Below are 25,218 nucleotides of genomic sequence, written 5' to 3'. Positions count from 1 at the left end.
ATATTCACATCATTTTACTGTAACATTACCATACATGCCTGACTCATAATGACCTGGGATGTTGCAGGCATACTCTAAGCTTTTATCACTGTCAGGAGCTGTCCAAACCAGCTCTTTGGTCTCACCGGGTTCAATGGTCACCGAAGCCATGCCATCACCACCTTCCGACATATGGTGTCCCCCATCGCCTTCACTCATTTCTTGCATCATATCACGATGTTCCTCTTGAGCAGACTCGTCTCCGATTGTGAACTCGTGTTCTATACTACCCGTGTTAGTGATCTCGAATTTAATGGTTTCCCCGGTAGAGGCCTCAATGTCCTCAGGATCAAACCACATGTCTCCCGCTTCCACCGTGATGGTGCGATCAACGTCAGCGTCACTCACCTTTTCGCTATTTCCATGCCCGGCCGAGGCCCAGGAAGCCGCCGCCAGCGTACTCAACGAGATTGCCAAAAGGCTTGATACCAGATGCTTCTTATACATCAGTGTTCTCCTACAAAAGTGGATGTCTACCCTTTATAGAGGCACAACCTGAAATGATCCTGAATACATCTACTTAGTTTGCTAACAAACAAGCCATGATCATTTCTACAGCTTGACCTTTGGGCTACACAAAGGCTGTACTCTTTACCTTAGGATAGCACTGCCAAGAGGATTTTCATGATGAATTCAGAATGTTTCGCTTTAATGGGCTCAATGGGATGGATAGGGTGGCTTATGCCACTAACATTACTTTTGCTTATTGGATTAAGCATTGCTTCTCTTATTAAGTACCTTTTCAGGGGGCCTCATGAAGGATACAGGCATTAAACAACTCCTTGCTTCACTACTGGCATGTAGTTTCTTGGCAACAGGGGCAGTGTCGGCAAACGACCTACCTGATGAAGCAATTCTTTACAAAGACCCCAGGTGCGACTGTTGTACAGCTTATGCACATTACCTTGAAACGCAAGGTGTCAGGATCACGATCGTGGATGATGTTGCGCTGGATAGCATCAAGAAGCGAGCAGAAGTGCCCAAGAATTTGGCTTCATGCCATACCCTTAAAATGGGTAAGTATTGGATCGAGGGTCACGTTCCTAAGAAAGCACTAGCAACGCTTTTCTCTAAACAACCAGATATAAATGGCATTGGCCTTGTCGGCATGCCGAAAGGATCCCCAGGCATGCCCGGGGCTCAAGAAGCACCCTTTAAAATCTATGAATTTAAAAATAATAAAGACCATTCTTTCATGACTTTTTAGAAAATATTTTCATCGCAGCCTGGCTTTTAGAGGGGGGCATCTCCCCTCCTTTTTTACACACGACAAATTCTTAACCAAAGCTATTGATTTTTCCCTATCATTTTTTCCCAAGTTCCGTCACGATGTACTAGGCGATGCAATATCGCCATAAACACATGTCCTGCAATCAACGCTGTCAGTATATAAGCAAGTGGGCCATGCAGCTCCTGAAAAATCGTATCCCATTTTGTGTCAAGACCTTTTGTCAGAAGAGTATCAAAAACTAAAACGGGATAACCTTGCAATAAGCCACTCAACGGGATAGCGATCAGAACAACGTATATACTAAAATGCCCAAACCTTACCATTATACTTCTACTTCGTGGCCTATGCTTTCTCTGCACCAACAACCAGATCATGCGGAGCAACATTACCCCCAAAATAGAAACCCCTATCGTCATATGCCACGGCTGTACATACTGACTAAAAATATTCTTGGGGTCCCAACTACGCATATATACATCGGCTAGCTGTATAATGACCAATATTGCAGTTATCCAATGCAATACGCGACTAACAACACCATAGTATTTATATGAGTCCGTTGCCTTCATTATCCACACCCCATGCTATTTTAGGATTGCACACTACAAGAAGAACCGGCCAACCCCAATCAGCCGGCCCTTAATTTACCATGCATCACTTATTGATATTGGGTGTGGAGTTGGTAGATATTCCGACTTTCATGAGCGCCTCCCATGGTAGTGCTTCCAGTAACCATAAGCTGATAATCTCCTGGCTCTAATGACCTGACAAGAGAAAAGTGCCCATCAGGATCTGACGCTGCGGCAACCATTTCTCCTGATGCGTCATAGAGCACCGCCTTCAGATAGTTTCCACGGCTAGAGCTACCAGCATAGTGCTCACTTGTTACTGTTAAAGTAGTCGGCTTATCAATAGGCACGGTGTATCGGTTTTCGTTGCCATTGCTAATCATCTGACTCGATGAAATACCATCTTCTAGCACGGGAACGCCACCGTCATGACCAACGCTCGCAACAGCAGGAATTGCTAACACGCTGGAGATAAAAGCTGTCAATGCAATCATTTTCACTTTCATGGCACACCTCATTTCATTGGGTACAAATACTTTATATCCCATAAAGCTGAAATGAGTATTAAAAACACCCTTACACTATGCGGCAACCATGTGCAGCCTGACGAGCGACGTAGCTCGCCAAACTTTTGCGTTCAAAATCGGCAAAAAGCCTGACATGACAGAAAGCGGGATGCCAGGCTCAGATGGTGAGCGCCGAGGAAAGAGTTAGCCTCGGCGCCCAGTTCAGATCAACCCAACTTGGCCTTGTGCACCGCTCGCCAATGGTGCAGCAGCGGTTCGGTGTAGCCGGCCGGTTGCTCGCGTCCCTTGACGATCAGGTCGGATGCCGCCTGGAAGGCGCTGGACTCCGCCAGGTGCGAGGTCATCGGCGTATAGTCGGGGTCGTGGGCGTTCTGGTCGTCGACCACCTTGGCCATACGCTCCAGCGTCTCGCGCACCCGCGCTTCGCTGACGATGCCGTGATGCAGCCAGTTGGCGATGTGCTGACTGGAGATACGCAACGTCGCACGATCCTCCATCAGCCCCACATCATGGATGTCCGGCACCTTGGAGCAGCCCACACCGTGCTCGACCCAGCGCACCACGTAGCCGAGGATCCCCTGGCAGTTGTTATCCAGTTCCTGCTGAATCTCGTCGTCGGCCCAGCTCGGGTTCTTGTTAGCGCCTGAAGCCGCGCTTTTGACCACCGGCACGGTGAGTAGATCGTCGAGCAGGTCGTCGCTCGGCTTGGCTTCCAGTTCACGCTGAATCGTCGCGACGTCGACTTGGTGATAATGCAGCGCATGCAGCACCGCCGCCGTGGGTGAGGGCACCCAGGCCGTGGTCGCGCCCGCCTGGGGATGGCCGATCTTCTGCTCGATCATCGCTGCCATCAGCTCCGGCATCGCCCACATGCCCTTGCCGATCTGCGCCCGACCGCGCAGGCCACACGCCAAACCGGTCTGCACGTTGTTCTTCTCGTAGGCACCGATCCAGGTAGCGCCCTTCATGTCGCCCTTGCGCAGCATGGGACCGGCTTCCATGGCGGTATGCATCTCATCGCCGGTGCGATCCAGAAAGCCCGTATTGATGAATGCCACGCGCGAGGCGGCTTCATTGATGCACGCCTTGAGATTGACCGAGGTACGGCGCTCCTCATCCATGATGCCCATCTTGAGCGTGTCGCGGGGTAGACCCAGCATGTCCTCGATGCGCATGAACAGGCTGTTGGAGAAGGCGACTTCCTTGGGCCCGTGCATCTTCGGCTTGACGATATACACCGAGCCCGCCCTCGAGTTACTTGCCTCACCTTCGCGCTTCTTGAGGTCGTGTATCGCCAGCAGGCTGGTGATCACGCCATCCAGTATGCCCTCGGGGATCTCGTTGCCCTCGCCGTCGAGCACCGCCGGGGTCGTCATCAGATGGCCGACGTTGCGCACGAATAGCAGCGAGCGTCCAGGCAAGCGCACCTGGCCGCCCTGTGGTGCCGTGTAGTCGCGATCCGGGTTGAGACGCCGCGTCACGGTCTTGCCACCCTTGTCGAAGCGCTCTTCGAGATCGCCCTTCATCAGCCCCAGCCAGTTGCGATAGAGCAGCGTCTTGTCCTCGGCGTCCACTGCGGCCACGGAGTCCTCGCAGTCCATGATCGTGCTCACCGCCGCCTCGACCAGGACATCCTTGATGCGCGCCGGGTCGGTCTTGCCGATGGGATGCGTAGCGTCGAACTGCACTTCCAGATGCAGGCCGTGGTTGGCCAGCAGTACCGCGGTGGGTGCTTCCATCTCGCCTTGGTAACCCACCAACTGAGCGGGACGTGCCAACGTCGTTTCGCTGCCCCCCTGCAACTGCACCACCAGCTTGCCGTCGCGGATGCTGTAGCCACTCGACTCGGCGTGCGACCCCTCGGCCAGCGGCGCGGCCTGATCGAGCACACCACGCGCATAGGCGACGACTGCTGCACCACGCTTGGGGTTGTAGTCCTGTCCCTTCTCGGCGCCATCGGTCTCGGGAATCACATCGGTGCCATAGAGTGCATCGTACAGGCTGCCCCAGCGCGCGTTAGCGGCGTTGAGCGCGTAGCGCGCATTGCTCACCGGCACCACTAGCTGCGGCCCGGCCTGGAGAGCGATCTCGTCGTCGACATGGGCGGTCGTCGCCTGCACCTTCGCCGGCGCCTCGACCAAATAGCCGATGTCCTTCAAGAAGGCGCGATAGGCATCCATGTCTTGCACCGGACCAGGATGGGCCTTGTGCCACGCATCCAGTTCAGCCTGCAACCGCTCGCGTTCGGCCAGTAGCGTCTGATTGGTAGGCGCGAGGTCGTGGACCAAGGCATCGAACCCGGCCCAGAAGGCCTCGGCGTCGACACCCGTACCGGGCAAGGCTTCGTCGTTGATGAAACGATCGAGCTGGCTGGCCACCTGCAAACGATGGCGTGTCGTACGGTCTGTCATGCGGCTCTCCTCGGGTGTCGCCTCAAACGTGGAAAATAATTCCACAAATTAGACGTAAATCCTCGCGCTGTCATCTCCACCATTGGTCTGAGCGTCGTTTTTCATCACAGAAGAAAGCGATGCAAATGCTGACACATGCCGTGCAAGACCTGAAAAAATGGGCCCGGCCATCACTTGCCTATAGCCTCGGGGACCGCGCGGACGCTAGCATGGAACGCACCGGGAGAATTGAATGAACGACTTTACCCCCTTGAAACAGCTAGGCCAGCTGACGCCGATGGCACGCCCTGTGTCGCCGGCGATGAGTGCCTATCTCGAGCACTACCGCTTAGCGTCGCTGTTGACCGAGAACACCGATCTACATGCCGGCTTCTTCGAGGCCCGGGGGTTTCAGTTGTGGGCGCAGGTATGGAGCCCGCCCAAACCGCAAGGCACGGCGTTCGTCGTGCACGGCTACTTCGATCACCTAGGACTCTACCGCCACCTTCTCAAACTGCTGCTGGCGCGTGGCTGGCGCGTGGTGATGTGGGATCTTCCGGGGCACGGGCTCTCCAGCGGCGCACGCGCTTCCATCGACGACTTCAGCGACTATGTCGGCTGTCTGAGCGCGCTGACCGAGGAGGTCACGCGTCTCGGCCTGGCCGATGGCCCCTGGATCGGCATCGGCCAAAGCACCGGCGCGTCGATTCTCGCCACCGACGCCCTGACCCACGGCCATCAGACACACTGGGACGGCCTCGCGCTACTGGCACCGCTGGTGCGTCCCTGGGGCTGGCAGCAATCCAGTTGGCTGCACCGTGTGGTTAGCCCCTTCGTGCGCTCGGTGCCGCGCCGGTTTCGCCCCAATACCACCGATCTTGGCTTCGCCGATTTTCTGCGCCGCGGCGACCCCTTGCAGCCCGACCGCTTAGCCTTGACCTGGGTCAGCGCCATGCGCGACTGGATTCCCCTATTGATGTCCATGCCGCCCAGCGAATTGCCGGTGCTGATCCTCCAGGGCGAACAAGACTTTACCGTAGACTGGCAGTGGAACCTGGAAACGCTGACGGACAAATTCCCCAATGCCGATGTCCATCGGCATCCGGAGGCACGCCACCATCTGGTCAACGAGGCCAAGCCGATTCGTACTCCTCTCTTCCATGAACTGAGTGGTTTCCTGGCGGGTTACGAGCGCCGGCTCGGCCCGCACGACGCACTATCCAGCGCCGACCCTTGCTCCCAGGAAACACCATGAAGCATGCCCGCGCCGCCGACATCATCGCACTATGCCTGCTGTTGGCGGGATGCGCCGGGCTTGGCGACGCACCGCCCGACGACATGCGTCAGGCGGTATATGGCATGAGCAACCAGGCCGCCGAGGCCCTGCTCGAATCGCCGCCCTGGTCGGGTGACGCACAGGATATGGTGGTGATGCTGGCAGCGCCGACGGTATCGCCTGCGCTGGGCATCGCGCCGGGGCGACTCACCGAAACCCTGGGCCGCGCCCTACTGGCACAGGCAGAGGGCCCCCAAGTCCTCGATTGGACGCCGGGCATGCTGGCCGACGATGCGCCGGACAATCACTGGGTACTCGAGAGTCGGCTCCAAGGCAACGGCGTACTGCGGCTCTCCGATCGAGAGTTGCGTCCCTATCAGTGGGAAATCACCTTGCGCCGTCCCGGCCAAGACGCCCCCAGTTGGCGCGCCACGCTCTCCGGAGCTCTGGACGCCAGCGCGCTGTAAACCGAGGCATGTCACGTTGTACCCAGCGCGTCTCGGTCGCACAATGATCCTTTTGCGTTTCAGGAGTTTCGCATGTCGCGTCACGCTCGCCACCTTGATCGTTCCGGCCCGCACAATCCCTTCCCCGGCCTCAAGGCGCTGGAACGCAAGCTGGGCCGTGAGGTACCCCATCGCCTGGGCTCTAACGAAGGGTTGGACATGCCTCACCAGGCACTCAAGGCGCGTTTCGGCGAGGAGGTCGCCACGCTTGCCCGCGCCTACGGCGACGCCGAAGCCATGGAGGTGCGCCAACGCCTGAATGCCCAGCTCGGCACGCCGTTGGAGGCGCTAGTCATCGACGCCGGCGCCGACAGCTTGATGGCGCTCGCCCTGCGCACGCTGTGCGATCCCGGCAGCACGGTGGTCGCCAGCGCGGGCACCTACCCCACCTTTCGCTACTTCGCCGAAGGCCAGGGCTGCCGCTTGGTCGAGGTCGACTATCACGACGCCCCCGGCGTGCTGGCGCCTGACCTCGACGCCCTGGCCGCCCGCGCAGCGCGCGATAACGCCCGCGTGGTGTACCTGGCCAATCCCGACAATCCCAGCGGCCACCTGCATAGCGACGCCGATGTCCTGGCGCTGCGCGATGCTCTGCCTGAGGGCTGCACACTGCTGCTCGACGAGGCCTATCACGACTTCCGTCACGATGCCGACGCTCCCGCTACAGGCGAGGTCTGGTCCGACGTGGTGCGCCTGCGCACCTTCTCCAAGGCACACGGCTTGGCCGGCCTGCGGATCGGCTATGCCATCGCCGAACCGGCGCTGATCGAGGTGATGCACAAGGTGCGTATTCATTACGCGGTGTCGTCGCTGGCACTGGCCGCCGCCGAAACCGTACTCGATCACCCGGAGGAAACCGCACAGCACATCCGCGACGTAATCGCCCGCCGCGAGGCCCTGGCCGAGCATCTGCGCACGCTGGGCGCCGACGTGCCGCCCAGCGCCACCAACTTCATCGCCGTGCGCCTACCGGACGCGGAGCTCGCCGCCCGCGTCCATCGCGAACTACTCGAGGCCGGCACACTCGTGCACCGTCCCGCGCATCCCGCGCTGGGCCACGTACTGCGCATCAGCACGCTCGAGGACGCCCTGGCGCCCGGTCGATTGGCCGCGCTGGAACGTGCGCTCGAGGTACAACACTGAGCATGGCACGCCCCGGCTGGCTTGTCTCACTGTGGCACTGGCTCATCGCTGGCGTGCTGGCACTGCTCATCGTCGCCAGCAGCGGCTGGGCGGTGCTGGCACTGTGGTATCGACTTCCTGGTCCCACCGTGCTGCGTTACGGCGTGGCGGGGCTGTGGATCGTCGCCGCGCTGGCGTGCTGCATGGGGCTGTTCCTCAAGGGCTGGCCGGCACGCGCCCTGCTCGGCTATCTAGCCATGTACCTCGTGCTCGGCATCTGGTGGTGGACGATCCAACCCGCCACCGAGCGCGACTGGGCGCCGGATGTCGCGCATATCGTCAGCGGCACACCACAAGACGACAACCGCGTCACCGTCAACAACGTGCGTAACTTCCAATGGCGCACCCCGCAGGATTTCGATGAGCGCTGGGAAACCCGCCACTACGACCTGGACCAGTTGCGCTCGGTCGATCTGCTGGTGTCCTACTGGATGGGGCCGGCCATCGCCCACACGCTGGTCAGCTTCGGCTTCGACGACGGGCGTTACCTGACGTTCTCGGTGGAGATACGCAAGGAACGCGGCGAAGCCTTCTCCACCCTGGGCGGCTTCTTCAAGGAATACGAAGTCAGCATCATCGCCGCCGACGAGCGCGATATCGTGCGCGTGCGCACCAACACGCGCGGCGAAGACGTCTACCTGTATCGCGTGCAGATGCCCAAGCCGGTCATGCAGGATCTGTTTCGCGCCTACCTCGACGAGGCTCACCAGCTACAACGCGAGCCGCACTACTACAACACGCTGACCTCCAACTGCACCACGCTGGTCTACGCCATGATGAAACGCATCGTCCCCGGTCTGCCCTTCGACTACCGACTGTTGCTATCCGGCTACCTGCCCGAGTACGTACATAGCGTCGGCGCGTTGGCACCCGAGGTTCCCTTCGCCGAACTAAGGGCCAAGGGCCACATCAACGCCCGCGCCCTGAAAGCGAACCACGCCGACGATTTCTCTGCCCGCATTCGCGACGGCATCCCCGGCACCGACGCGCCCTCCTACGACGCCGACAACTAAGCCCCTCCATTGCCACCGATCAGCCGATCCAACTGACGATAGCCGATGGCTTCCATCAACTGCGGCTGTCGGGGGCGGGGCTCCTCGGCAAGGTCGGCGAGCGTCAGGGCGACGCGCAGCACGCGGTGGTAGGCGCGGGCGGAGAGGTTGAGGCGATTGAGCACGTCGGCTAGCCAGGTGCGTTCCTGGCCATCCAGCGCGCAGAGGTCCTCCAGCGCGCTGCTGGGTAAATAAGCGTTGAGCGCGCCGCGCTGGGCTTGGCGCTGGCGGGCAGCGAGAACACGCTGGCGAACGACCTCGGAGCTTTCGCCGCTGCGTTGTTCGGTGAGTTGCGCGGCAGGCAGCGCGGGGACTTCCACCTGCAGATCGATACGGTCGAGCAGCGGGCCCGAGATACGGGCCTGGTAGCGTTGCACTTGGGCCGGCGTGCACACACAGGCTTTGCGCGGATCACCGAGATGTCCGCACGGGCACGGGTTCATTGCCGCAACGAGTTGAAAGCGAGCGGGAAAGCAACTCTGCATCAACGCCCGCGAGACGACGATCTGGCCCGATTCCAGCGGTTCGCGTAGCACCTCCAGCACACGCCGGTCGAACTCCGGCAATTCATCCAGAAACAGCACCCCGTGATGCGCCAGTGAAATCTCTCCCGGGCGGGGCTTGCCGCCACCGCCTACCAACGCTACACCGCTGGCGGTGTGATGCGGGGTACGAAACGGCCGCTGCCCCCAGCGTTCTAGGATCGGCAGGCCACATACCGAGCGCACGGCGGCCACTTCCAGCGCTTCATCTTCTTGGAGGGGCGGCAAAATCCCGGGTAACCGACTGGCGAGCATGGTCTTGCCGGTACCCGGCGGGCCAGCGAACAGCAGATTGTGGCCACCGCTGGCGGCAACTTCCAGCGCCCGCCGGGCCTGCTGCTGGCCACGCACCTCGGCGAGGTCGGGCTCGGCCAAGCGCGGTGCAGGCCGCTCACCAAGTTGGTGCGGCGTAATCGGCGATTGTTTGAGCAAGTGGGCGACGACTTGTGGCAAGTCGGCGGCGGGGAGGACGTCCAGGTCGCCGGCCAACGCCGCTTCATCGGCATTGCTCTCGGGCAGCAACAGAGCACGCCCGGCGCGACGCGCTTCCAGGGCCGCCGGCAGCACCCCGCGCACGGGGCGCAACTTGCCATCCAGCGCCAACTCGCCCAGGCATTCGAGATCCGCCACCGCCTCGCCGGGAATCTGCCCTGAGGCCACCAGAATGCCCAGCGCAATGGGAAGATCGAAGCGTCCGCCTTCCTTGGGGAGATCCGCCGGGGCGAGGTTGAGCGTGATGCGTCGCGTGGGAAAGTCGAAACCGGCATTAATCAGAGCGCTGCGCACCCGCTCGCGGCTCTCTTTGACCGCCGCCTCCGGCAGTCCGACGATTGCCAGCCCGGGGAGGCCGTTGGTGAGATGCACCTCGACCAGCACATCCGGCGCCTCCAGCCCCAAGCCGGCACGCGTATTGATGATGGCAAGCGCCATGCAGCCTCCTTCCGGTCACATCAAAATATGCGTATACACTAATTGATTGACTACGGTAACGCACGCGCTGCGAAAGGCGGCGAGAGGGCCTATCGGCAAGAAAGAGGCAAAAGGCGCGATGCCGTCTCGACCGAGACGGCATTCGTGATCGAGCGGCGTTCAGCTCTTGCGGGAAGTGTCGGACGCGCTTGCCTCGTCGGCGTCGTCCTTGGCGTCGTGTGCGGTCGCCGGCTCGGCGCCTTCGGCGGCGGCCACCGGCGCACTCTGGCCCACGTCCAGCGCCGCTTCCAAGGCCGCGACCTGCGCCTCGAGCGATTCGACACGCGAACGCGTGCGCTGCAGCACTTCCATCAAGATATCGAAGTCCTCACGCGAGACCAGCTCCATGCGATCGAAGGCGCCGCGCATCACACCCTGGACGCTGCGCTGAATGTCTTCCGGCGCGTGCGAGGCGTCCTGGAGCCGGTCGCCGACTTGCTGTGCGAGACGTGAGAAGAGGTCGTGTGTCGCCATGAGAGTTCCCTCGGATTGAACGTTTCCTTCTCGCCACAGCATACGCAAGGCCGACGAAATACGCATGCGCCATATTGGTGCAGCTATGCCAGCGTCACGCACCAAAAGCTGGCGCGGCGTGTTCCATGTTTGGGCACCACATAATGCTACGGCTCCCCGCCCCTCCGTAACCGGCTGTTTTTAATGATACATAGCCAATATGGCATGGCTTCTGCGTACGTCCCGAGAGGCGAAAGCCGACAACGGGAGAACTGGCATGAAGCTCATTACCGCCATCATCAAACCTTTCAAGCTGGATGATGTCCGCGAGGCGCTGGCCGACAACGGCGTCCAAGGGATCACCGTCACAGAAGTGAAAGGATTTGGGCGCCAAAAGGGTCACACGGAACTCTACCGCGGCGCCGAATACGTCGTGGACTTCCTTCCCAAGGTAAAAATAGAAATCGCCGTGGAAGAAGACCGACTGGAAAGCGTGCTGGAGGCGATCAGCAATGCCGCGAACAGCGGCAAGATCGGCGACGGCAAACTATTCGTCACGCCACTCGAAGACGTCATTCGTATCCGCACCGGTGAACGCGGAGCCGACGCCGTTTAAGGCAAGGGCTGAAGGGAGACACAATAAATGACTGAAGATATTACGCAGCTATCGTACGCGCTCGACACCTTCTACTTCCTGGTCTGCGCCGTATTGGTCATGTGGATGGCCGCCGGCTTCGCCATGCTCGAAGCGGGCCTGGTCCGCGCCAAGAATACGGCGGAAATTCTGACCAAGAACGTGGTGTTGTTCGCCATCTCTTGCACCATGTATCTACTGTTCAGCTACCACTTGATGTATTCCAGTGGCGCTGGCGGCTTCCTGCCGAGCCTGGGCTTTTTGCTGGGCGGCGAGAACACCGTCGACCAGGTGATGGGCAGCAACGGCGACATCTACTATTCCAACCGTGCCGACTTCTTCTTCCAGGTGGTGTTCGTGGCGACCGCCATGTCCATCGTCTCCGGGGCCGTGGCGGAGCGCATGAAACTCTGGGCGTTCCTGGCCTTCGCCGTGGTGATGACCGCCGTCATCTATCCGACGTCCGGCTACTGGACCTGGGGCGGCGGCTGGCTCGCCGAGCTGGGTTATTCCGACTATGCCGGTTCGGGCATCGTCCACATGGCGGGCGCGGCCGCGGCCCTGGCCGGGGTGCTGGTACTCGGGCCGCGCAAGGGCAAATACGGCAAGAACGGCGCGATCTACGCCATTCCCGGCGCCAACCTGCCGCTGGCGACGCTGGGGACCTTCATCCTGTGGATGGGTTGGTTCGGCTTCAACGGTGGCAGCGAGCTGATGGTCTCCAACATCGATTCCGCCAATAACATGGCGCAGGTGCTGGTCAACACCAATGCCGCCGCCGCGGGCGGGGTGATTGCCGCGCTGATCCTCGCCAAGATCTGGTTCCGCAAGGCGGACCTGACCATGGCGCTCAACGGTGCCATCGCCGGCCTGGTCGCGATCACCGCCGACCCGCTGTCCCCCACCGGCCTGGGCGCCACGCTCATCGGTGCTGTCGGCGGGCTGCTGGTGGTAGTCTCCATCGTGGCGCTGGACAAGCTCAAGATCGACGATCCGGTGGGTGCTATCTCCGCGCACGGCGTGGCCGGCTTGTGGGGTGTTCTGGTGGTGCCTCTTACCAATGCCAGTGCCTCCTTCGGCGCTCAGATCATCGGCGCCCTCGCCATCTTCCTGTGGTGCTTCATCGCCAGCCTGATCGTATGGCTGATCATCAAGGCCGCGATGGGCGTGCGAGTCAGTGAAGAAGAAGAATACGAAGGGGTCGACCTGGCCGAATGCGGTCTGGAAGCCTATCCCGAGTTTTCCGTCGGCAAGAAGTAAGCAAGCCGACGTACCGAGTGAGCTGGCGTGCTCCCCTGGCCCCCTTCGGGGGGCCTTTTTTAATCCCGCGACCAGCGGTGTATGCTTGAAAGCATGATCGTTGGGCATAATCGAGGGTGGTATACGCCACCCGCATATACGATGCGAGGAGAAAGACGATGAAACTGGTGACCGCCATCATCAAGCCGTTCAAGCTCGACGACGTTCGTGAGTCGTTGTCCGAGATCGGCGTCCAGGGGATTACCGTCACGGAAGTGAAGGGCTTCGGCCGTCAGAAGGGTCATACCGAGCTGTATCGTGGGGCCGAATACGTGGTCGACTTCCTGCCCAAGGTCAAGCTCGAGGTCGCCGTCGACGATGACATGATCGAGAAGGTGATCGACGCCATCACGCAGGTGGCCAACACCGGCAAGATCGGCGACGGCAAGATCTTTGTATCGCCGCTCGAACAGGTCATCCGTATCCGCACCGGAGAAACCGGCAAGGACGCGGTGTAAGCGCACTCAGCCAGCTGGCTGAAGCCGCCTCTGATTCGTCATGCCCCTGCGCAGCCAGGGGCATTGTCGTGTTCAGGGCATGGGCGTTAGGTATGAGCGCCGGGTAGCATCGCGGGCGTCTTGGTCGCCCCCATCGCCGAGGCGAGTTCGTGTGCCGTCATGCCACGGCTGTCGATGGCATTGGGGTCGGCGCCCTGGGCCAGCAGGAAGTCGACGACCTCGGCGTTGTCGAACATGGCGGCAAACATCAATGCCGTCTTGTCGTCGGGAGAGCGGGCGTTGACCGAGGCGCCATGCGACACCAGCAGCTCGGCCATGGCCAGGTCGCCCTTGAAGGACGCGCCAGAGAGGGGATGATGGCCGTTGTCGTTGTACATCTCGGGATCGGCGCCCTGCTCAAGCAACAGTTGCGTGGCCTCGAGATGCCCGTGATAGCTGGCCAGCATCAACAAACTGTCGCCCTTGTCGTTGCACATGTTGGGCGGCAGCCCTTGAGCCAGCCAGCCGCGTAGCTTTTCCGCCTCGCCGTTGCGTGCGCTATTGAAGATCTCCGTGGCCAAGCGAATCGTGGCCTCATCCAGCTCGGCGTTGCCGGTGTCGTGATCGTCCGACATCGTGACGTGCTCCTTGTGATATCTCCGTGTGACACCTGGTATCGAGCGTAGCATGCCATTTCACGCGACGCGCCACTCTTCAGCCATCCATCAAGAGCCTCGTGAGTCCTATGCTGGATATCAAGTATTACGTATTGATCGACGCCATCGCGACCCACGGCACGGTGCACGACGCCGCCGCCGCTATCGGCATCACCCAGCCCGCGGCGACGCATCGCATTCGAGAGATGGAGCGCCGCCTGGGCGTCGCGCTGTTCCATCGCGAAGGACGCCGACTGACGCTTTCCGCCTCGGGCGAGCGGCTGCTCGATACCGCGCACGACGTGCTACCCCGCCTGCGTAGTGCCGAGCTCGAGGCGTGGCAATTGGCACGCCGGGCCGAACCCGCCTTGCGCCTGGGCATCGGCCCTTACGACACCTTCTCGCGGGCAATTCCACATCTTTATGACCAGCATGCGCGCGACATCGATCTGGTCCGCCTGCCCATGGCGGACATGACCACGGCGCTACTCGCCAACCGGGTCGACATGATCTGCATGATCGAGGTGCCCTCGCAGCGCGGCATCGCTCATCAGCTATTGTTCGAGGAACCGCTGGTGGCCGTTTTGCCGCCCGAGCATCCTTATGCACAGAGCGATGCGGTTCCCGCCGAGGTTTTCGATCGGGGTCGACATTTCACCTACAGCATCACGCCCGAATCCGGCCATGAATTTGAGCATTTCTTCCAGCCGGCCGGCGTCTATCCTTCGCACATGGTACAGATCGAGTCGGTGGCCTTGATCCTGGAACTCGTCGCCGCCGGCAAGGGCGTGAGCATTCTCTCGCGCTGGGCCGCGCGAGACGCCCATCAGGCAGGGCACGTCGTCATGCGCCCTCTGGCTGGCGAGCTGCCACGCATCCCTTGGTATCTGGCCTATACGCAGACGCCCCACATCACCGCCGCTGCCGAGTCGATGGCCGCCACACTGCGTCATCTCTACCGCACCGACGACTGAGACAAGACGCCATCTGCTACAACGCACGCGATCGATAAGAATCTCGTCGCAGATGGCCGGACATTCTCATTAGTTTCACGCCCTCCCTCCTTTTACCGTATCGCTACTCCTTATCAAGGACTCCCAATCATCGGCTCCCAACCAACGAGTCCCGATCAACGACCGCACAGGAGGGCGATCTCATGTCACAGGCCACGCTCGCAACTCAAACTACCGCACAGGACGTCACCGCCGAGCATCATCCCCTGGCGCGTTTCATCGACCTCGAACGTTATCCGATCCTGGAGCGCGATAGCGACGCCTACCGGGCCACTGTCGAGGGTGTGCGCGATCAACTGCGCACCGACGGCTGCGCCCTGTTGTCGAAGTTCATCCGCGAGGACCTCATCGAGCCGCTGCGCGAGGAAAGCGAGGCCCTGGCACCCAAGGCGTTCTACTCGGACAACAACGTCAATCCCTACGTCACGCCGGACGATCCGTCGCTGCCCGAGGATCACCCCGCTCGCTTCTTTCAGCACTACACCAACGGCTTCGTGGCGCGCGACCTGATCCCCGAGGACGCCATCGTCCAGCAGCTCTATCGCGACCCCGACTTTCAACGCTTCGTCGCCGATTGCCTCGAAGAGCCGGTGATTTACGAGTTCGCCGACCCCATCGCGGGGCTGGTCATCAACGTGATGCCCGACGACACCGAGCTGCCCTGGCACTTCGATACCAACGAATTCATCGTCAGCCTGATGACGCGGCGCCCCAGCGAAGGCGGCGAATTCCAATACGCGCCCAGCATCCGCCGTCCCGGCGAGGAGAACTTCGCGGCCGTGAAACGCGTGCTCGAGGGCGACCACACCGACGTCGAATCGCTGACGCTCAACACCGGTGACCTGCAGCTCTTCAAGGGGCGCTACTCCATGCACCGCGTCGCCGCCGCCAAGGGGCAGCGTCTGTGCACCCTGCTCGGCTACGCCAAGACGCCCGACATGATGGGTAGCCTGGAGCACACCCGGCGCATCTACGGTCGCGTCACCCAGCAACACATCGATGCTGACAATCAGCGCCGTCACGACGCGCTCATGGGCTAACACCGCCTCGCGTACGTCACCAAGCGTCTCGTTCACTCTTTACAAGGATGCCTTTCAATGGGCGATATCGTATCACTCGCCGGGTCCGTCCCCACGGGCGGCCCCTACACCGACGGCGGCTTCCGTCACGTCACGCTCGACGCCGCGCTGCTCTCGCGCGTCGAGCGCTACCGGCTGCAACGCCTGCGCCAGCAGATGAAGCATCACGAACTGGACGCGGTGATCCTGTTCGATCCCATCAACATTCGCTATGCCTGCGGCGTGCGCAACATGCAGGTTTACTCGCAGCGCAACCCGGCGCGCTACCTCTACGTCGCGGCGGACGGCCCGGTGGTGCTGTTTGAGTTCAGCGCCTGCCTGCACCTGGCGGCCAACGCCGAATTGCTCGACGAGGTGCATCCCGCCCGCGCGGTGATGCCGCAATACAGCGGCCCGCGCTGCGCGGCGCATACCCAGGCCTTCGTCGACGACATCCGCGGTCTATTCGAGCGTTCGCATACCCAGGGGCAACGCCTGGGCATCGAGTCCGCGCCCACCGGCGCCATCGAGGCACTGGGCCAGGCTGGCTTCGAGCTGACCGATGCCGCCACCGTGGTCGAGGGCGCCAAGTCGATCAAAAGTGTCGACGAGCTGGCGCTCATCCACCGCTCCGTGACCCTGACCGAAGCCGCGATGACGCGCATGGAAGCCGCCATTCGCCCCGGCATGAGCGAAAACGAGCTGTGGTCGATCTTCAACCAGCATGTGCTGGCGACCGGCGGCGAGTACGCCGAGACTCGGCTTCTCAGCTCCGGCGCGCGCACCAATCCGTGGTTCCAGGAATGCTCGGACAAGGTCATCGCCCCGGGTGAGCTAGTGGCCTTCGATACCGACATCGTCGGCTGCTTCGGCTACTACACCGACTTCTCGCGGACCTTCCACGTGCCCGGCGCAGGCGCGCCCAACGCCGAGCAGAAGGCGCTTTATCGCATGGCCGCCGACCAGCTCGAGCGCAACATCGCCTTGCTGCGCCCTGGCATGAGCTTTCGCGACTACTCGCAACAAGCGTGGCCGATCCCCGACGGCTATCGTGAAAATCGCTACTTGGACATCGTCCATGGCTGCGGCATGACCGGCGAATGGCCATTGATCGCCCACGACATGGATTGGGACGACGTCGGCTACGACGGCGCCATCGAGCCCGGTATGACGCTCTGCGTCGAGGCTTATATCGGCCACCGTGACGGCACCGAGGGCGTCAAGTTGGAAGAACAGGTGCTAATCACCGAAGATGGCATCGAACGCCTCTCGACCTACGGCTATTCCGACACGCTGATGGCAGAATGACGCCATAGCGCAGCACCCTTTCTCATCCCTTTCGATTCACCCACACAAAAAGGACGCGTATGAAACCGTTGACTTCCCTTTTCGTCGCCTGTGGCCTGGCCGGTATCTCGATGACCGCCTCGGCCAGCGACACGCTGACCATCGGCACCAACAACTGGTCGGAAAACATCGCCGTCTCGCACATGTGGCAGCAATTGCTCGAAGAGCAAGGCTACGACGTCAACCTGACGACTACCGGCAAAAGCGTGCTCTTCAGCGGACTGGCGCAGGGCGATCTGGATATCTCGTTGGAAGTCTGGCTGCCGCATGGCGACGCCCAGTACATCAAGCCCTACGAGGACAAGATCGACGTTCACGATGCCTGGTTCGACGGCGCCCAGGACGAACTGGTGGTGCCGGCTTACATGGAAGACATCGACAGCATTAGTGACCTCAAGGACAACGCCGAGCGCTTCGTCTACCAGAATGAACCGACCATCATCGGCATCGAATCGGGCTCGGCCATCTCCGGCGAGACCGAAAACGCCATCGAGAGTTACGACCTGCCGTTCCGCCAGTTGAACAGCTCCGGGCCCGCCATGCTCGCGGCCCTAGAGGAAGCCTATGCCAACGAAGAGCCCGTCGCCGTCACGCTATGGCAGCCGCACTGGGCCTACGCGCAGTACGATCTCAAAGCGCTGAAAGATCCCAAGAAGAGCTATGGCGGCGGTGACGACATCATGTGGATGTCGCCCAAGGGCTTTGGCGAGGAGCACCCCGAAGTCACCAAGATGCTCGATGCCTGGCACATGAGCCACGCCCAGTTGGCCGATCTCATGTTGACCATCGAAAACGTCGGCGACCCGACGCAAGGCGCCAAACAGTGGATCGAGGAACATCGCGATCTCATCGACGGCTGGCTCGTCGAGGACTGATCCCATTCCGGGCCGGTCGTCAGGACCGGCCCACCTCCAAGCCTTGCCTATTTTCTTCCTGCTCTCGCTGACGCGACCCGCAAGCCCTCGGCAATCGAATTTGCTATCGTGAGCGCATCGCGCGCCTCGGCGCGTCACCGTTCGCCGCCTGAGTCGCTACCGCCACGGGGGAGAGATGCGTCTACATTATGCCGGGGCGTTTCCCGAGCCCATCGGCTTTCTGCTATTGCCGCGTTTCTCGATGATGGCATTCTTCTCTGCCATCGAGCCGCTGCGCATTGCCAACCGCATCGCAGGAGAGCGCCTGTTCACCTGGCGCGTGATCGGCCTGGACGGCGCCTCGGTCACCGCCAGCAACGACATGACCCTGCTCGCCGACGACACCCTCGCCTCGGCACCGGCACTGCCCAGCATCGCCATCTGTGCCAGCTTCGAGCCCGAGGAGCGCCTGACCCACCACTTGCTGCATTGGCTGCATCAGCGTCATCAAGGCGACTGTGTGCTGGGCGGCATCGACACCGGCAGCCTGATCCTCGCCCGCGCCGGCTTGCTCGAGGGGCAGCGTGTCACCCTGCACTGGGAAAGCTTACCGGCGTTTCGCGAGCGCTTCCCCGAGATCGACGCCGTCGAGTCGCTGTTCGAAGTCGGCCCACGCGGCTTCTCCTGCGCCGGCGGCACCGCCGCGATGGACATGACACTAGACCTGATCGCCCGCCGCCATGGCGATGAGCTGGCCGCTGACGTTTCCGAGCAGTTGATTCACGCTCGCATGCGGCCTCGCCACGACCACCAGCGTCATGATCTGACTCAGCGCCTGGGGACCCACAAGCACAGCGTGATCGAGGCCGTCGCCCTGATGGAGCGCCACCTCGAGACACCGCTGACACTCGCCCGTCTCGCCGCGCGCATCGGTATCTCGCTGCGCCAGCTTCAGCGTCTCTTCGAACAGGAGCTGGGCGAGCGGCCACGCGATCACTATCTGCGCCTGCGCTTGCAACATGCTCGTCAGCTACTGCGGGAAACCGACCGCGACATTCTGAGCATTGGCCTGGCCAGCGGTTTCACCTCGGCTTCCAGTTTCTCGCGGGCCTACAAGCAGCATTTCGGTACTAGCCCGCGCCAGGCACGCTACCCGCACCCTGACGACACAAGATGACGACTGACGGCAAGAAGCCGTCGCTTGGGGTGTAAATATGGACGCCGAGTCAAGCCATGCTGGGGCTACGTTTTGTAGCCAAGGATGCCGTCATGACCCTTTCCACGCCTGCTGCCACGTCTGCCAATACGCCCGGCGGCACGCTCCCCGCGACGCCTGATTACGACGCCTGGCCGGTCGAGGTCGCCATCCACAACGTGAGCCACACGCCCCGCCAGGTCGAAGTGCGCTGGGAAGACGGTCGCGTCAGCCGGTACCACAGCATCTGGCTGCGCGAAAACGCCGCCGACGACAGTACCGTCAATCCGGCCACCCGCGAGCGTATTCTCGATCTGTCACGCCTCGATGAATGGCCCACCATCAGTGAGGCGTGCCTCGACGACGCCGGTGCGCTGGACATCGTCTTCGCCCCGGAGCAACGCCGCTTGCGCTTTCACCCCGGCTGGCTGCGCGCGCACGACTATACCCACTTGGCGGAACTCGATGCCCCGCTGCCTCCTGCCACGTTATGGAAAGGCAGCGAACGCGACGCGCCCACGACCCTCGATGCGCGCGACTGGCTGGACACCGACGATGATCCTCTAGCACCGGATGTCTGCCTCGAAAGCACCCTCGAGGCCGTCATCGGCGAAGGCCTGGTGCGGCTACGCAACCTGCCCACCGAGCCCGGCAGCCTGGATGCCATCGCCCGGCGCATCGGCCCGCCGCGTGCCACCAACTTCGGCACGCTGTTCGACGTGCGTGCCAAGCCCGACCCCGACTCCAATGCCTACACCTCGATCGCCCTGCCACCGCACGTCGATCTGCCGACCCGCGAGTATCAGCCCGGTCTGCAGCTGCTGCATTGCCTGGAAAACGACACCGTTGGTGGTGAAGCGGTGATGATGGACGGTTTCGCCGTGGCCGAGGCCCTGCGCGAGCGTCATCCCGAGCACTTCGCGACGCTCACGCGTGTACGCTGGTGCTACGCCAACACCGCCCGGACCACCGATCATGTGTGGTACGCACCGATGATCAAGCTCGATGGCGACGGCAATTTCGACGAAGTGCGCATCGCCGATTTCCTGCGCGGCCCGCTGATGGCACCGTTCGAGGACGTGGAGCCCGCCTATGCCGCCTTGATGGCACTACAGCGCCTGCTGCGGGAACCCGAGTTTGCGCTGCGTTTCACCTACACCCCCGGCGACCTGGTGATCTTCGACAACCGCCGCCTGCTGCATGCCCGTGACGCCTTCGATGTCGGCCAGGGCGGCCGGCGCTGGCTGCAAGGCTGCTATCTCGAGCGCGACGAAGCCCGCTCGCGGCTGCGCATGTTGCGCCGTGCCCACCGCCGGCAACGCGTCGAGGTACTCGGCCAGGGCTGATCCAGTCGCCCAGCAGTATCTGCCAACACGAAAACCCGCCCATGGCTTGCCATGGGCGGGTTCTTTGCAGCGAGGGAAAACGTCATGGAGCGTTTTGACGCTCCATTCGACGTTAGCGGCGTACGATCCCGATGCGCCGCCCTGCAGCGCTCGGCCACGTTTCGCCAGCGGCGGGCAACGTGGCGACCACAGCCGCGACCGGTTCGGGTAGCGGACCCGGTCGGCCGCTAGCGACATCGATGCCCATCAGCATCTGCTCGCTGGTCGCCAGCGGGTCGCCGTCAGCGTTGCGCAGGGTAAAAAAGACATGCAACCGCTTGGCATCATGATCGAGTAGCGTCAGTTCGACCGCCAACGCCTCGCTACGATGCGCTTGCTGGCAGTAGCAGAGATGCGTCTCCAGGGTATAGAGCGTGTAACCATGCTCGGCTCGCCCCGCTACATCGAGGCCGATACGCTCCATCAGCGCCTCGACGGCCAGCGAGAAGACCCGCGCGTACTCGGCATCGTTCATGTGGCCGTTGTAGTCGACCCAGGCGTCGGCCACCCGGGTTTCCAGCAAGGGGCCGAACGTTGAACTGTCTGGTATCCGGCTCATCAGATGCGCCCCTCAAGCCCCTCGGCTTCCGGCCAGTACTTGCGGGTCAATGCCAGCAGCTCGGTGAGGAAGGCGTCACGCCGCGTCTCCAGTTCGGCGACGCTGCGCCCGGCGGCCTGATGCTCGCAACCGTCGGCGACCTTCTCGATCAGTTCGTCGGTCAGCTCCGGCGCCTCGAGCTTGGTCCACGGCAGCTTCAGTGCCGGCCCGAACTGGTGCAGCATGTGGCGCATGCCACCCTCACCCCCGGCCAGGTGGAAGGTCAGGAAGGTGCCCATCAGCGACCAGCGCAGCCCCGCGCCGTAGACCACGGCGGCGTCGATTTCCTCGGTAGTGGCGACACCGTCGTTGACCAGGTGCAGCGCCTCGCGCCACAGCGCCTCCATCAGACGGTCGGCCACATGGCCCTCGATTTCGCGACGCACCACCAGCGGCCGCATGCCCAGCGCGGCATATTGAGCCCGGGCGCGCTCGGTGACGACCGGCGCGGTGTGCTCGCCGCCCACCAGCTCGACCAGCGGCAGCAGGTACACCGGGTTGAACGGGTGCGCGACGATGACGCGACCGGGGTCGCGCGTGCAGGCCGATTGCAGCTCGCTGGGCTTGATGCCGGACGTCGAGGAGCCGATCACCACGCCCTCGGGGGCATATGCATCCAACTCCGCCAGGACGCGATGCTTGATCTCGAGCCGCTCCGGCACGTTTTCCTGGACCAGGTCGGCCTCCTCGACGGCCTCGCTAGCCGAGGCCGCGAAACGCAGCCGGCTCGGGTCCGCCGTGTCGGCGAGCCCCATCGTCGCCACCGAATCCCAAACCCGTTCCACGAAGGCGCGCGTCGTCGCCTCGGCACCGGGGGCCGGGTCGAAGGCCACCACATCGCAGCCCGCCGCCAGGGCTCGCACGATCCAGCCATTGCCGATCACGCCGGTGCCGATGACCGCGACCCGCGCGGGCACATCGGCCGCTGCGGCCGTGTCTTGTCGAGACATCATGTTCTCCTTGTCGCTCACGGCTGGCGCAGATCGAGCGTCTGACGTGTTTCGGCCGGCGTCTGCACGCGGCCTCCCAGGTTCTCGGCAATCGTCGCGGCGCGTTCCACCAGTTGAGCATTGGTGGCGAACACGCCGCGGCTGAGGTAAAGATTGTCCTCGAGGCCGACCCGCACGTGACCGCCGAGTAGCATCGATTGCGCGACCATCGGCATCTCGCTACGCCCGATGCCGAACGCCGACCAATGAGCGTTGGCGGGCAGCTTGTTGCGCATCGCCAGCATGGTCTCGGTGTCCGCCTCGGCGCCCCAGGGGATGCCCAGACACAGTTGAAACAGCGGATCGCCTTCGATCAGGCCTTCCTCGATCAACTGGCGCGCGAACCACACATGCCCCAGATCGAAGCACTCCAGTTCGGGTTTGACGCCGGCGTTCTTGACCAGCCGGGCATGCTCACGCAGCCAGTCGGCGGTATTGAGATAGACCATGTCGCCGAAGTTGAGACTGCCGCAATCCAGGGTGCAGATTTCCGGCAACAGCTCGCCGACCGGCTCATGGCGCTCCGCCGGCGTCTGCAGGTCGGTGCCTTCGAGACCATGGATGACACCGTCGCGAACCTCGGGGAACAGATCGCCCCCGCCGCCCGCGGTGATGTTGATGACCGCATCCACATCCGCCTCGCGGATGCGCCCCACCGCCTCACGGAAGTACTCGGTGGAATGGCTCACGCCACCGGTTTCCGGATCGCGCACGTGCAAGTGCACGATGCTCGCCCCGGCGCGCGTGGCCTCGATGGCACTGTCGGCGATCTGCTTGGGCGTGATGGGCAGATCGGGATGCTTGTCGGCCGTATCACCGGCACCGGTGATGGCGCAGGTAAGAATGACGTTTCGATTCATGATGTCTTCCTGAGCGTCTAAATGGCGGCGCGATGCCGTCGAACGCTCTCATTATCGAAAGTCCGGCGGAAAAGGGATTGCCATGAAACGTCATGCGGTTGGCGTGTTACGTCAGCACGTCTCAGCCACCAACAGTCTTGGATGATCCACGCTCGGGCTCTACATCATTGCGAAGCCAATAAACCGCAACCTCCACAATGACTTGCATGCACTTCTCCCGGTCGAGCGAAGCGTCACTTCGCATGAATCTCCACTGGCAGTGCGACGTTGGTCCAAAGACGTATTGTGTCGTCACCACACTATTTATAATGTTGTCTGACAAATCCATTGGGGCAACACCGCCATTAGTCGGAGACGTCCCGCACCATCGATGCGGGGCCCGCACCACGCCTGGCGGCGACGAACGAAGGAGAAGGAATAGCGGTGATCACGAACCCAGAGACCCAGCCGACCCGTGGCACCCAACTCTCGGAGCAGGTCGCACGGCAGCTGACGCACGCCATCCATACCGGCGACATGCGCCCCGGGGAGCGTTTGCCCACCGAGGCCGCGCTCGGCGAACGCTATGGCATCAGCCGTTCGGTGGTGCGCGAGGCCATTTCCATGCTGCGTAACGCCGGCCTGGTGACATCGCGTCGCGGCAGCGGCAGCTTCGTCGCCGAGGTGCCCACCGTGGCACTGCGCCTGGCGATTCCCGACCCATCGCTGCAATCGGTCATCCGTCTTCTCGAACTGCGCCGGGCCCTGGAGGTCGAGGCGGCGCGTCTGGCGGCGCAGCGCCGCACGCCGTCCCAATTGCGCCGAATCCGTAATGCCATGGCCGATATCGACGAGGCCGTCGAAATCGGTGCCGATGGTGTCGATCAGGACATGGCCTTTCACCGCGCCATCGCCGAGGCGTCGAACAACACGCACTTCACGGCAATCATCGACTTCTACAATCGCTTCCTGCATCACGCCATTACCGTGACGCGAACCAATGAGTCGCTACGCGAAACGTTCATGGCGCAGGTCATCGAAGAGCATCAAGCGATCGTCGATGCCATCGACCAGGGCGATGAAGACGCCGCCGCCCAGGCCGCCGCGCGCCACCTCGAGCATGCCGAGTGGCGCCTGCGACAGGCGCCGACGGATCTGCTGGAACGTCTCGGGGACACCGCAACCGACACGCCGGTCTGACCAACGACCGTTTCATCAAAGAACCACAGACAAGGAACGCGAGATGACACAAGCACAACGCGCGCGGGTGGGGATCATCGGCCTGGGGTCGATGGGAATGGGCATGGCGACCTCATTGGCCGATGCCGGCTTCACGACCTGGGGATGCGACCTGCGACCCGACGCCAGGCAAGCATTCGACGCGCACGGTGGCCGAGCGGTCGCCACGCCCGCCGAGATGGCCGCTCACGTCGATGTCGTCATCAGCGTGGTCGTCAACGCCGAACAGACCCGCGAGGTCCTGTTCGGCCCCCAGGGCATCGCCGACGGCCTGGCGCCCGGCAGCGTCATCGTCTCATGCGCCACCTGCGCGCCGGAGGCCGTGGTCGCCCTGGGCGATGAGCTCGCCACCCGGGGCCTGCATCTGCTCGATGCGCCGATTTCCGGTGGTGCCGCCAAGGCCGCGCAAGGCGCGCTGACGATCATGGCCTCGGGACCGGCCGATGTTTTCGACAGCGTCGAGGAGGTCCTCGATGCCCTCGCCGCCAAGGTCTTCCGCCTTGGCGACGCGATGGGACAGGGGTCGCAGGTCAAACTGGTCAACCAGCTGTTGGCGGGGGTGCACATCGCCGCTGCCGCCGAGGCCATGGCCTATGGCATACGCGGCGGCTGCGACCCACAGGTGCTGTATGAGGTCATCACCCAGAGCGCCGGCAATTCATGGATGTTCGAGAATCGCGTGCCGCACATTCTCGAGGACGATTACACGCCGCGCTCGGCGGTGGATATCTTCGTCAAGGATCTGGGCCTGGTTCACGATACCGCTCACCGCGACAAGTTTCCCCTGCCGCTGACCAGTCAAGCGCTCACCATGTTTACCCAAGCCTCGGCCCAGGGCCATGGCGGCGACGATGACGCCGCCGTGATCAAGACGTTTCCAGGCTTCGGGTTGCCGTCTCACGCGGCCAACGATGCCGACACAGGGGAGGAGGAATGACG

The 25,218-nt window shown here is 62.2% G+C and carries 26 protein-coding genes; 16 read left to right on the top strand and 10 right to left on the bottom strand.

The window, feature by feature from the left end; genetic code table 11:
- Positions 1 to 9: 9 nt before the first annotated feature.
- On the bottom strand, positions 10 to 486 hold the full coding sequence (locus tag KZO83_RS12365) for a cupredoxin domain-containing protein (RefSeq protein WP_097021406.1): 477 nt from the start codon (positions 484 to 486) through the stop codon (positions 10 to 12).
- Positions 487 to 793: 307 nt separating this feature from the next.
- Here KZO83_RS12365 and KZO83_RS12360 point away from each other — a divergent pair, with 307 nt between their 5' ends.
- Positions 794 to 1,246 (top strand): DUF411 domain-containing protein, encoded by a 453-nt coding sequence (locus KZO83_RS12360; RefSeq protein WP_097021407.1) that lies wholly within the window; start codon positions 794 to 796, stop codon positions 1,244 to 1,246.
- 80 nt (positions 1,247 to 1,326) lie between these two features.
- Here the strand turns inward: KZO83_RS12360 and KZO83_RS12355 are convergent, their stop codons facing one another.
- The 3 genes from KZO83_RS12355 to KZO83_RS12345 form a co-directional block, all read right to left on the bottom strand.
- Positions 1,327 to 1,839 carry a cytochrome b gene (locus KZO83_RS12355; protein WP_097021408.1) on the bottom strand — a complete coding sequence of 171 codons (513 nt, stop codon included), beginning with the start codon at positions 1,837 to 1,839 and terminating at the stop codon, positions 1,327 to 1,329.
- Positions 1,840 to 1,928: 89 nt separating this feature from the next.
- Positions 1,929 to 2,345, bottom strand: a complete 417-nt coding sequence (locus KZO83_RS12350) for a hypothetical protein (protein WP_143748557.1) — start codon at positions 2,343 to 2,345, stop codon at positions 1,929 to 1,931.
- Between the two features lie 227 nt (positions 2,346 to 2,572).
- Positions 2,573 to 4,777 carry a malate synthase G gene (locus KZO83_RS12345; protein WP_247621034.1) on the bottom strand — a complete coding sequence of 735 codons (2,205 nt, stop codon included), beginning with the start codon at positions 4,775 to 4,777 and terminating at the stop codon, positions 2,573 to 2,575.
- Between the two features lie 232 nt (positions 4,778 to 5,009).
- On the opposite strand from KZO83_RS12345, the gene KZO83_RS12340 reads away from it, so the two are divergent.
- The 4 genes from KZO83_RS12340 (at position 5,010) to KZO83_RS12325 (ending at position 8,733) form a co-directional block, all read left to right on the top strand.
- Complete coding sequence (locus KZO83_RS12340) at positions 5,010 to 6,011, top strand: alpha/beta hydrolase (RefSeq protein ID WP_247621033.1); 1,002 nt, start codon at positions 5,010 to 5,012, stop codon at positions 6,009 to 6,011.
- Positions 6,008 to 6,499, top strand: coding sequence for a hypothetical protein (locus KZO83_RS12335; RefSeq protein ID WP_247621032.1), 492 nt, complete (start codon positions 6,008 to 6,010; stop codon positions 6,497 to 6,499). Before KZO83_RS12340 ends, KZO83_RS12335 begins: the two co-directional genes overlap by 4 nt.
- A gap of 72 nt (positions 6,500 to 6,571) precedes the next feature.
- Positions 6,572 to 7,681 carry a pyridoxal phosphate-dependent aminotransferase gene (locus tag KZO83_RS12330; RefSeq protein WP_247621031.1) on the top strand — a complete coding sequence of 370 codons (1,110 nt, stop codon included), beginning with the start codon at positions 6,572 to 6,574 and terminating at the stop codon, positions 7,679 to 7,681.
- Positions 7,682 to 7,683: 2 nt separating this feature from the next.
- Positions 7,684 to 8,733 (top strand): Lnb N-terminal periplasmic domain-containing protein, encoded by a 1,050-nt coding sequence (locus KZO83_RS12325; RefSeq protein WP_247621030.1) that lies wholly within the window; start codon positions 7,684 to 7,686, stop codon positions 8,731 to 8,733.
- On the opposite strand, the gene KZO83_RS12320 is transcribed toward KZO83_RS12325, so the two are convergent.
- Both KZO83_RS12320 and KZO83_RS12315 read right to left on the bottom strand, forming a co-directional pair.
- Complete coding sequence (locus KZO83_RS12320) at positions 8,730 to 10,244, bottom strand: YifB family Mg chelatase-like AAA ATPase (protein WP_247621029.1); 1,515 nt, start codon at positions 10,242 to 10,244, stop codon at positions 8,730 to 8,732. The two genes, KZO83_RS12325 and KZO83_RS12320, sit on opposite strands and share 4 nt — an antisense overlap.
- Before the next feature lie 159 nt (positions 10,245 to 10,403).
- On the bottom strand, positions 10,404 to 10,757 hold the full coding sequence (locus KZO83_RS12315) for an accessory factor UbiK family protein (RefSeq protein WP_247621028.1): 354 nt from the start codon (positions 10,755 to 10,757) through the stop codon (positions 10,404 to 10,406).
- Positions 10,758 to 11,013: 256 nt separating this feature from the next.
- Here KZO83_RS12315 and KZO83_RS12310 point away from each other — a divergent pair, with 256 nt between their 5' ends.
- From KZO83_RS12310 to glnK, 3 genes are all read left to right on the top strand, one after another.
- Positions 11,014 to 11,352 carry a P-II family nitrogen regulator gene (locus tag KZO83_RS12310; RefSeq protein ID WP_011508451.1) on the top strand — a complete coding sequence of 113 codons (339 nt, stop codon included), beginning with the start codon at positions 11,014 to 11,016 and terminating at the stop codon, positions 11,350 to 11,352.
- A 27-nt stretch (positions 11,353 to 11,379) separates the two neighbouring features.
- Positions 11,380 to 12,630 (top strand): ammonium transporter, encoded by a 1,251-nt coding sequence (locus tag KZO83_RS12305; RefSeq protein WP_247621027.1) that lies wholly within the window; start codon positions 11,380 to 11,382, stop codon positions 12,628 to 12,630.
- A gap of 158 nt (positions 12,631 to 12,788) precedes the next feature.
- Positions 12,789 to 13,127 (top strand): P-II family nitrogen regulator, encoded by a 339-nt coding sequence (gene glnK, locus KZO83_RS12300; RefSeq protein WP_011508453.1) that lies wholly within the window; start codon positions 12,789 to 12,791, stop codon positions 13,125 to 13,127.
- 86 nt (positions 13,128 to 13,213) lie between these two features.
- Here the strand turns inward: glnK and KZO83_RS12295 are convergent, their stop codons facing one another.
- Positions 13,214 to 13,741 (bottom strand): ankyrin repeat domain-containing protein, encoded by a 528-nt coding sequence (locus KZO83_RS12295; protein WP_247621026.1) that lies wholly within the window; start codon positions 13,739 to 13,741, stop codon positions 13,214 to 13,216.
- Positions 13,742 to 13,851: 110 nt separating this feature from the next.
- On the opposite strand from KZO83_RS12295, the gene KZO83_RS12290 reads away from it, so the two are divergent.
- The 6 genes from KZO83_RS12290 to KZO83_RS12265 all read left to right on the top strand — a co-directional run bounded on the left by KZO83_RS12290 (position 13,852) and on the right by KZO83_RS12265 (position 20,575).
- On the top strand, positions 13,852 to 14,736 hold the full coding sequence (locus tag KZO83_RS12290) for a LysR family transcriptional regulator (protein ID WP_246942482.1): 885 nt from the start codon (positions 13,852 to 13,854) through the stop codon (positions 14,734 to 14,736).
- A 182-nt stretch (positions 14,737 to 14,918) separates the two neighbouring features.
- A complete protein-coding gene (locus KZO83_RS12285; RefSeq protein WP_247621025.1) occupies positions 14,919 to 15,815 on the top strand; it encodes a HalD/BesD family halogenase in 897 nt (298 codons plus the stop codon).
- A gap of 57 nt (positions 15,816 to 15,872) precedes the next feature.
- Entirely contained in the window at positions 15,873 to 17,141 is a 1,269-nt protein-coding gene (locus KZO83_RS12280) for a M24 family metallopeptidase (protein WP_247621024.1), read from the top strand.
- A 59-nt stretch (positions 17,142 to 17,200) separates the two neighbouring features.
- Positions 17,201 to 18,055: a glycine betaine ABC transporter substrate-binding protein gene (locus KZO83_RS12275; protein ID WP_247621023.1), complete on the top strand. Its 855-nt coding sequence runs from the start codon at positions 17,201 to 17,203 to the stop codon at positions 18,053 to 18,055.
- A 175-nt stretch (positions 18,056 to 18,230) separates the two neighbouring features.
- The gene (locus KZO83_RS12270) at positions 18,231 to 19,211 is read left to right on the top strand and encodes a GlxA family transcriptional regulator (RefSeq protein ID WP_247621022.1); all 981 of its coding nucleotides are present in this window, start codon (positions 18,231 to 18,233) and stop codon (positions 19,209 to 19,211) included.
- A gap of 92 nt (positions 19,212 to 19,303) precedes the next feature.
- On the top strand, positions 19,304 to 20,575 hold the full coding sequence (locus tag KZO83_RS12265) for a TauD/TfdA family dioxygenase (protein WP_247621021.1): 1,272 nt from the start codon (positions 19,304 to 19,306) through the stop codon (positions 20,573 to 20,575).
- A 112-nt stretch (positions 20,576 to 20,687) separates the two neighbouring features.
- Here KZO83_RS12265 and KZO83_RS12260 read toward each other — a convergent pair whose 3' ends face one another.
- The 3 genes from KZO83_RS12260 to KZO83_RS12250 are packed head-to-tail and all read right to left on the bottom strand — an operon-like array spanning position 20,688 to position 23,061.
- The gene (locus KZO83_RS12260) at positions 20,688 to 21,173 is read right to left on the bottom strand and encodes a thioesterase family protein (RefSeq protein WP_247621020.1); all 486 of its coding nucleotides are present in this window, start codon (positions 21,171 to 21,173) and stop codon (positions 20,688 to 20,690) included.
- Positions 21,173 to 22,162 (bottom strand): 3-hydroxyacyl-CoA dehydrogenase NAD-binding domain-containing protein, encoded by a 990-nt coding sequence (locus KZO83_RS12255; RefSeq protein WP_247621019.1) that lies wholly within the window; start codon positions 22,160 to 22,162, stop codon positions 21,173 to 21,175. The genes KZO83_RS12260 and KZO83_RS12255 overlap by 1 nt, the downstream gene beginning before the upstream one ends.
- 17 nt (positions 22,163 to 22,179) lie before the next feature.
- Positions 22,180 to 23,061, bottom strand: a complete 882-nt coding sequence (locus KZO83_RS12250; RefSeq protein ID WP_247621018.1) for a beta-keto acid cleavage family enzyme — start codon at positions 23,059 to 23,061, stop codon at positions 22,180 to 22,182.
- Positions 23,062 to 23,484: 423 nt separating this feature from the next.
- Here KZO83_RS12250 and KZO83_RS12245 point away from each other — a divergent pair, with 423 nt between their 5' ends.
- Together KZO83_RS12245 and ltnD are read left to right on the top strand one after the other, a co-directional pair.
- Complete coding sequence (locus tag KZO83_RS12245) at positions 23,485 to 24,240, top strand: FadR/GntR family transcriptional regulator (RefSeq protein ID WP_247621017.1); 756 nt, start codon at positions 23,485 to 23,487, stop codon at positions 24,238 to 24,240.
- The gene (ltnD, locus tag KZO83_RS12240) at positions 24,161 to 25,216 is read left to right on the top strand and encodes an L-threonate dehydrogenase (protein WP_261505757.1); all 1,056 of its coding nucleotides are present in this window, start codon (positions 24,161 to 24,163) and stop codon (positions 25,214 to 25,216) included. The genes KZO83_RS12245 and ltnD overlap by 80 nt, the downstream gene beginning before the upstream one ends.
- Positions 25,217 to 25,218: the final 2 nt, after the last annotated feature.

Origin of the sequence: Chromohalobacter moromii (genome assembly GCF_023091865.1) — a bacterium.
GTDB lineage: Bacteria > Pseudomonadota > Gammaproteobacteria > Pseudomonadales > Halomonadaceae > Chromohalobacter > Chromohalobacter moromii.
This window is presented reverse-complemented; position numbering and strand designations above follow the sequence as displayed.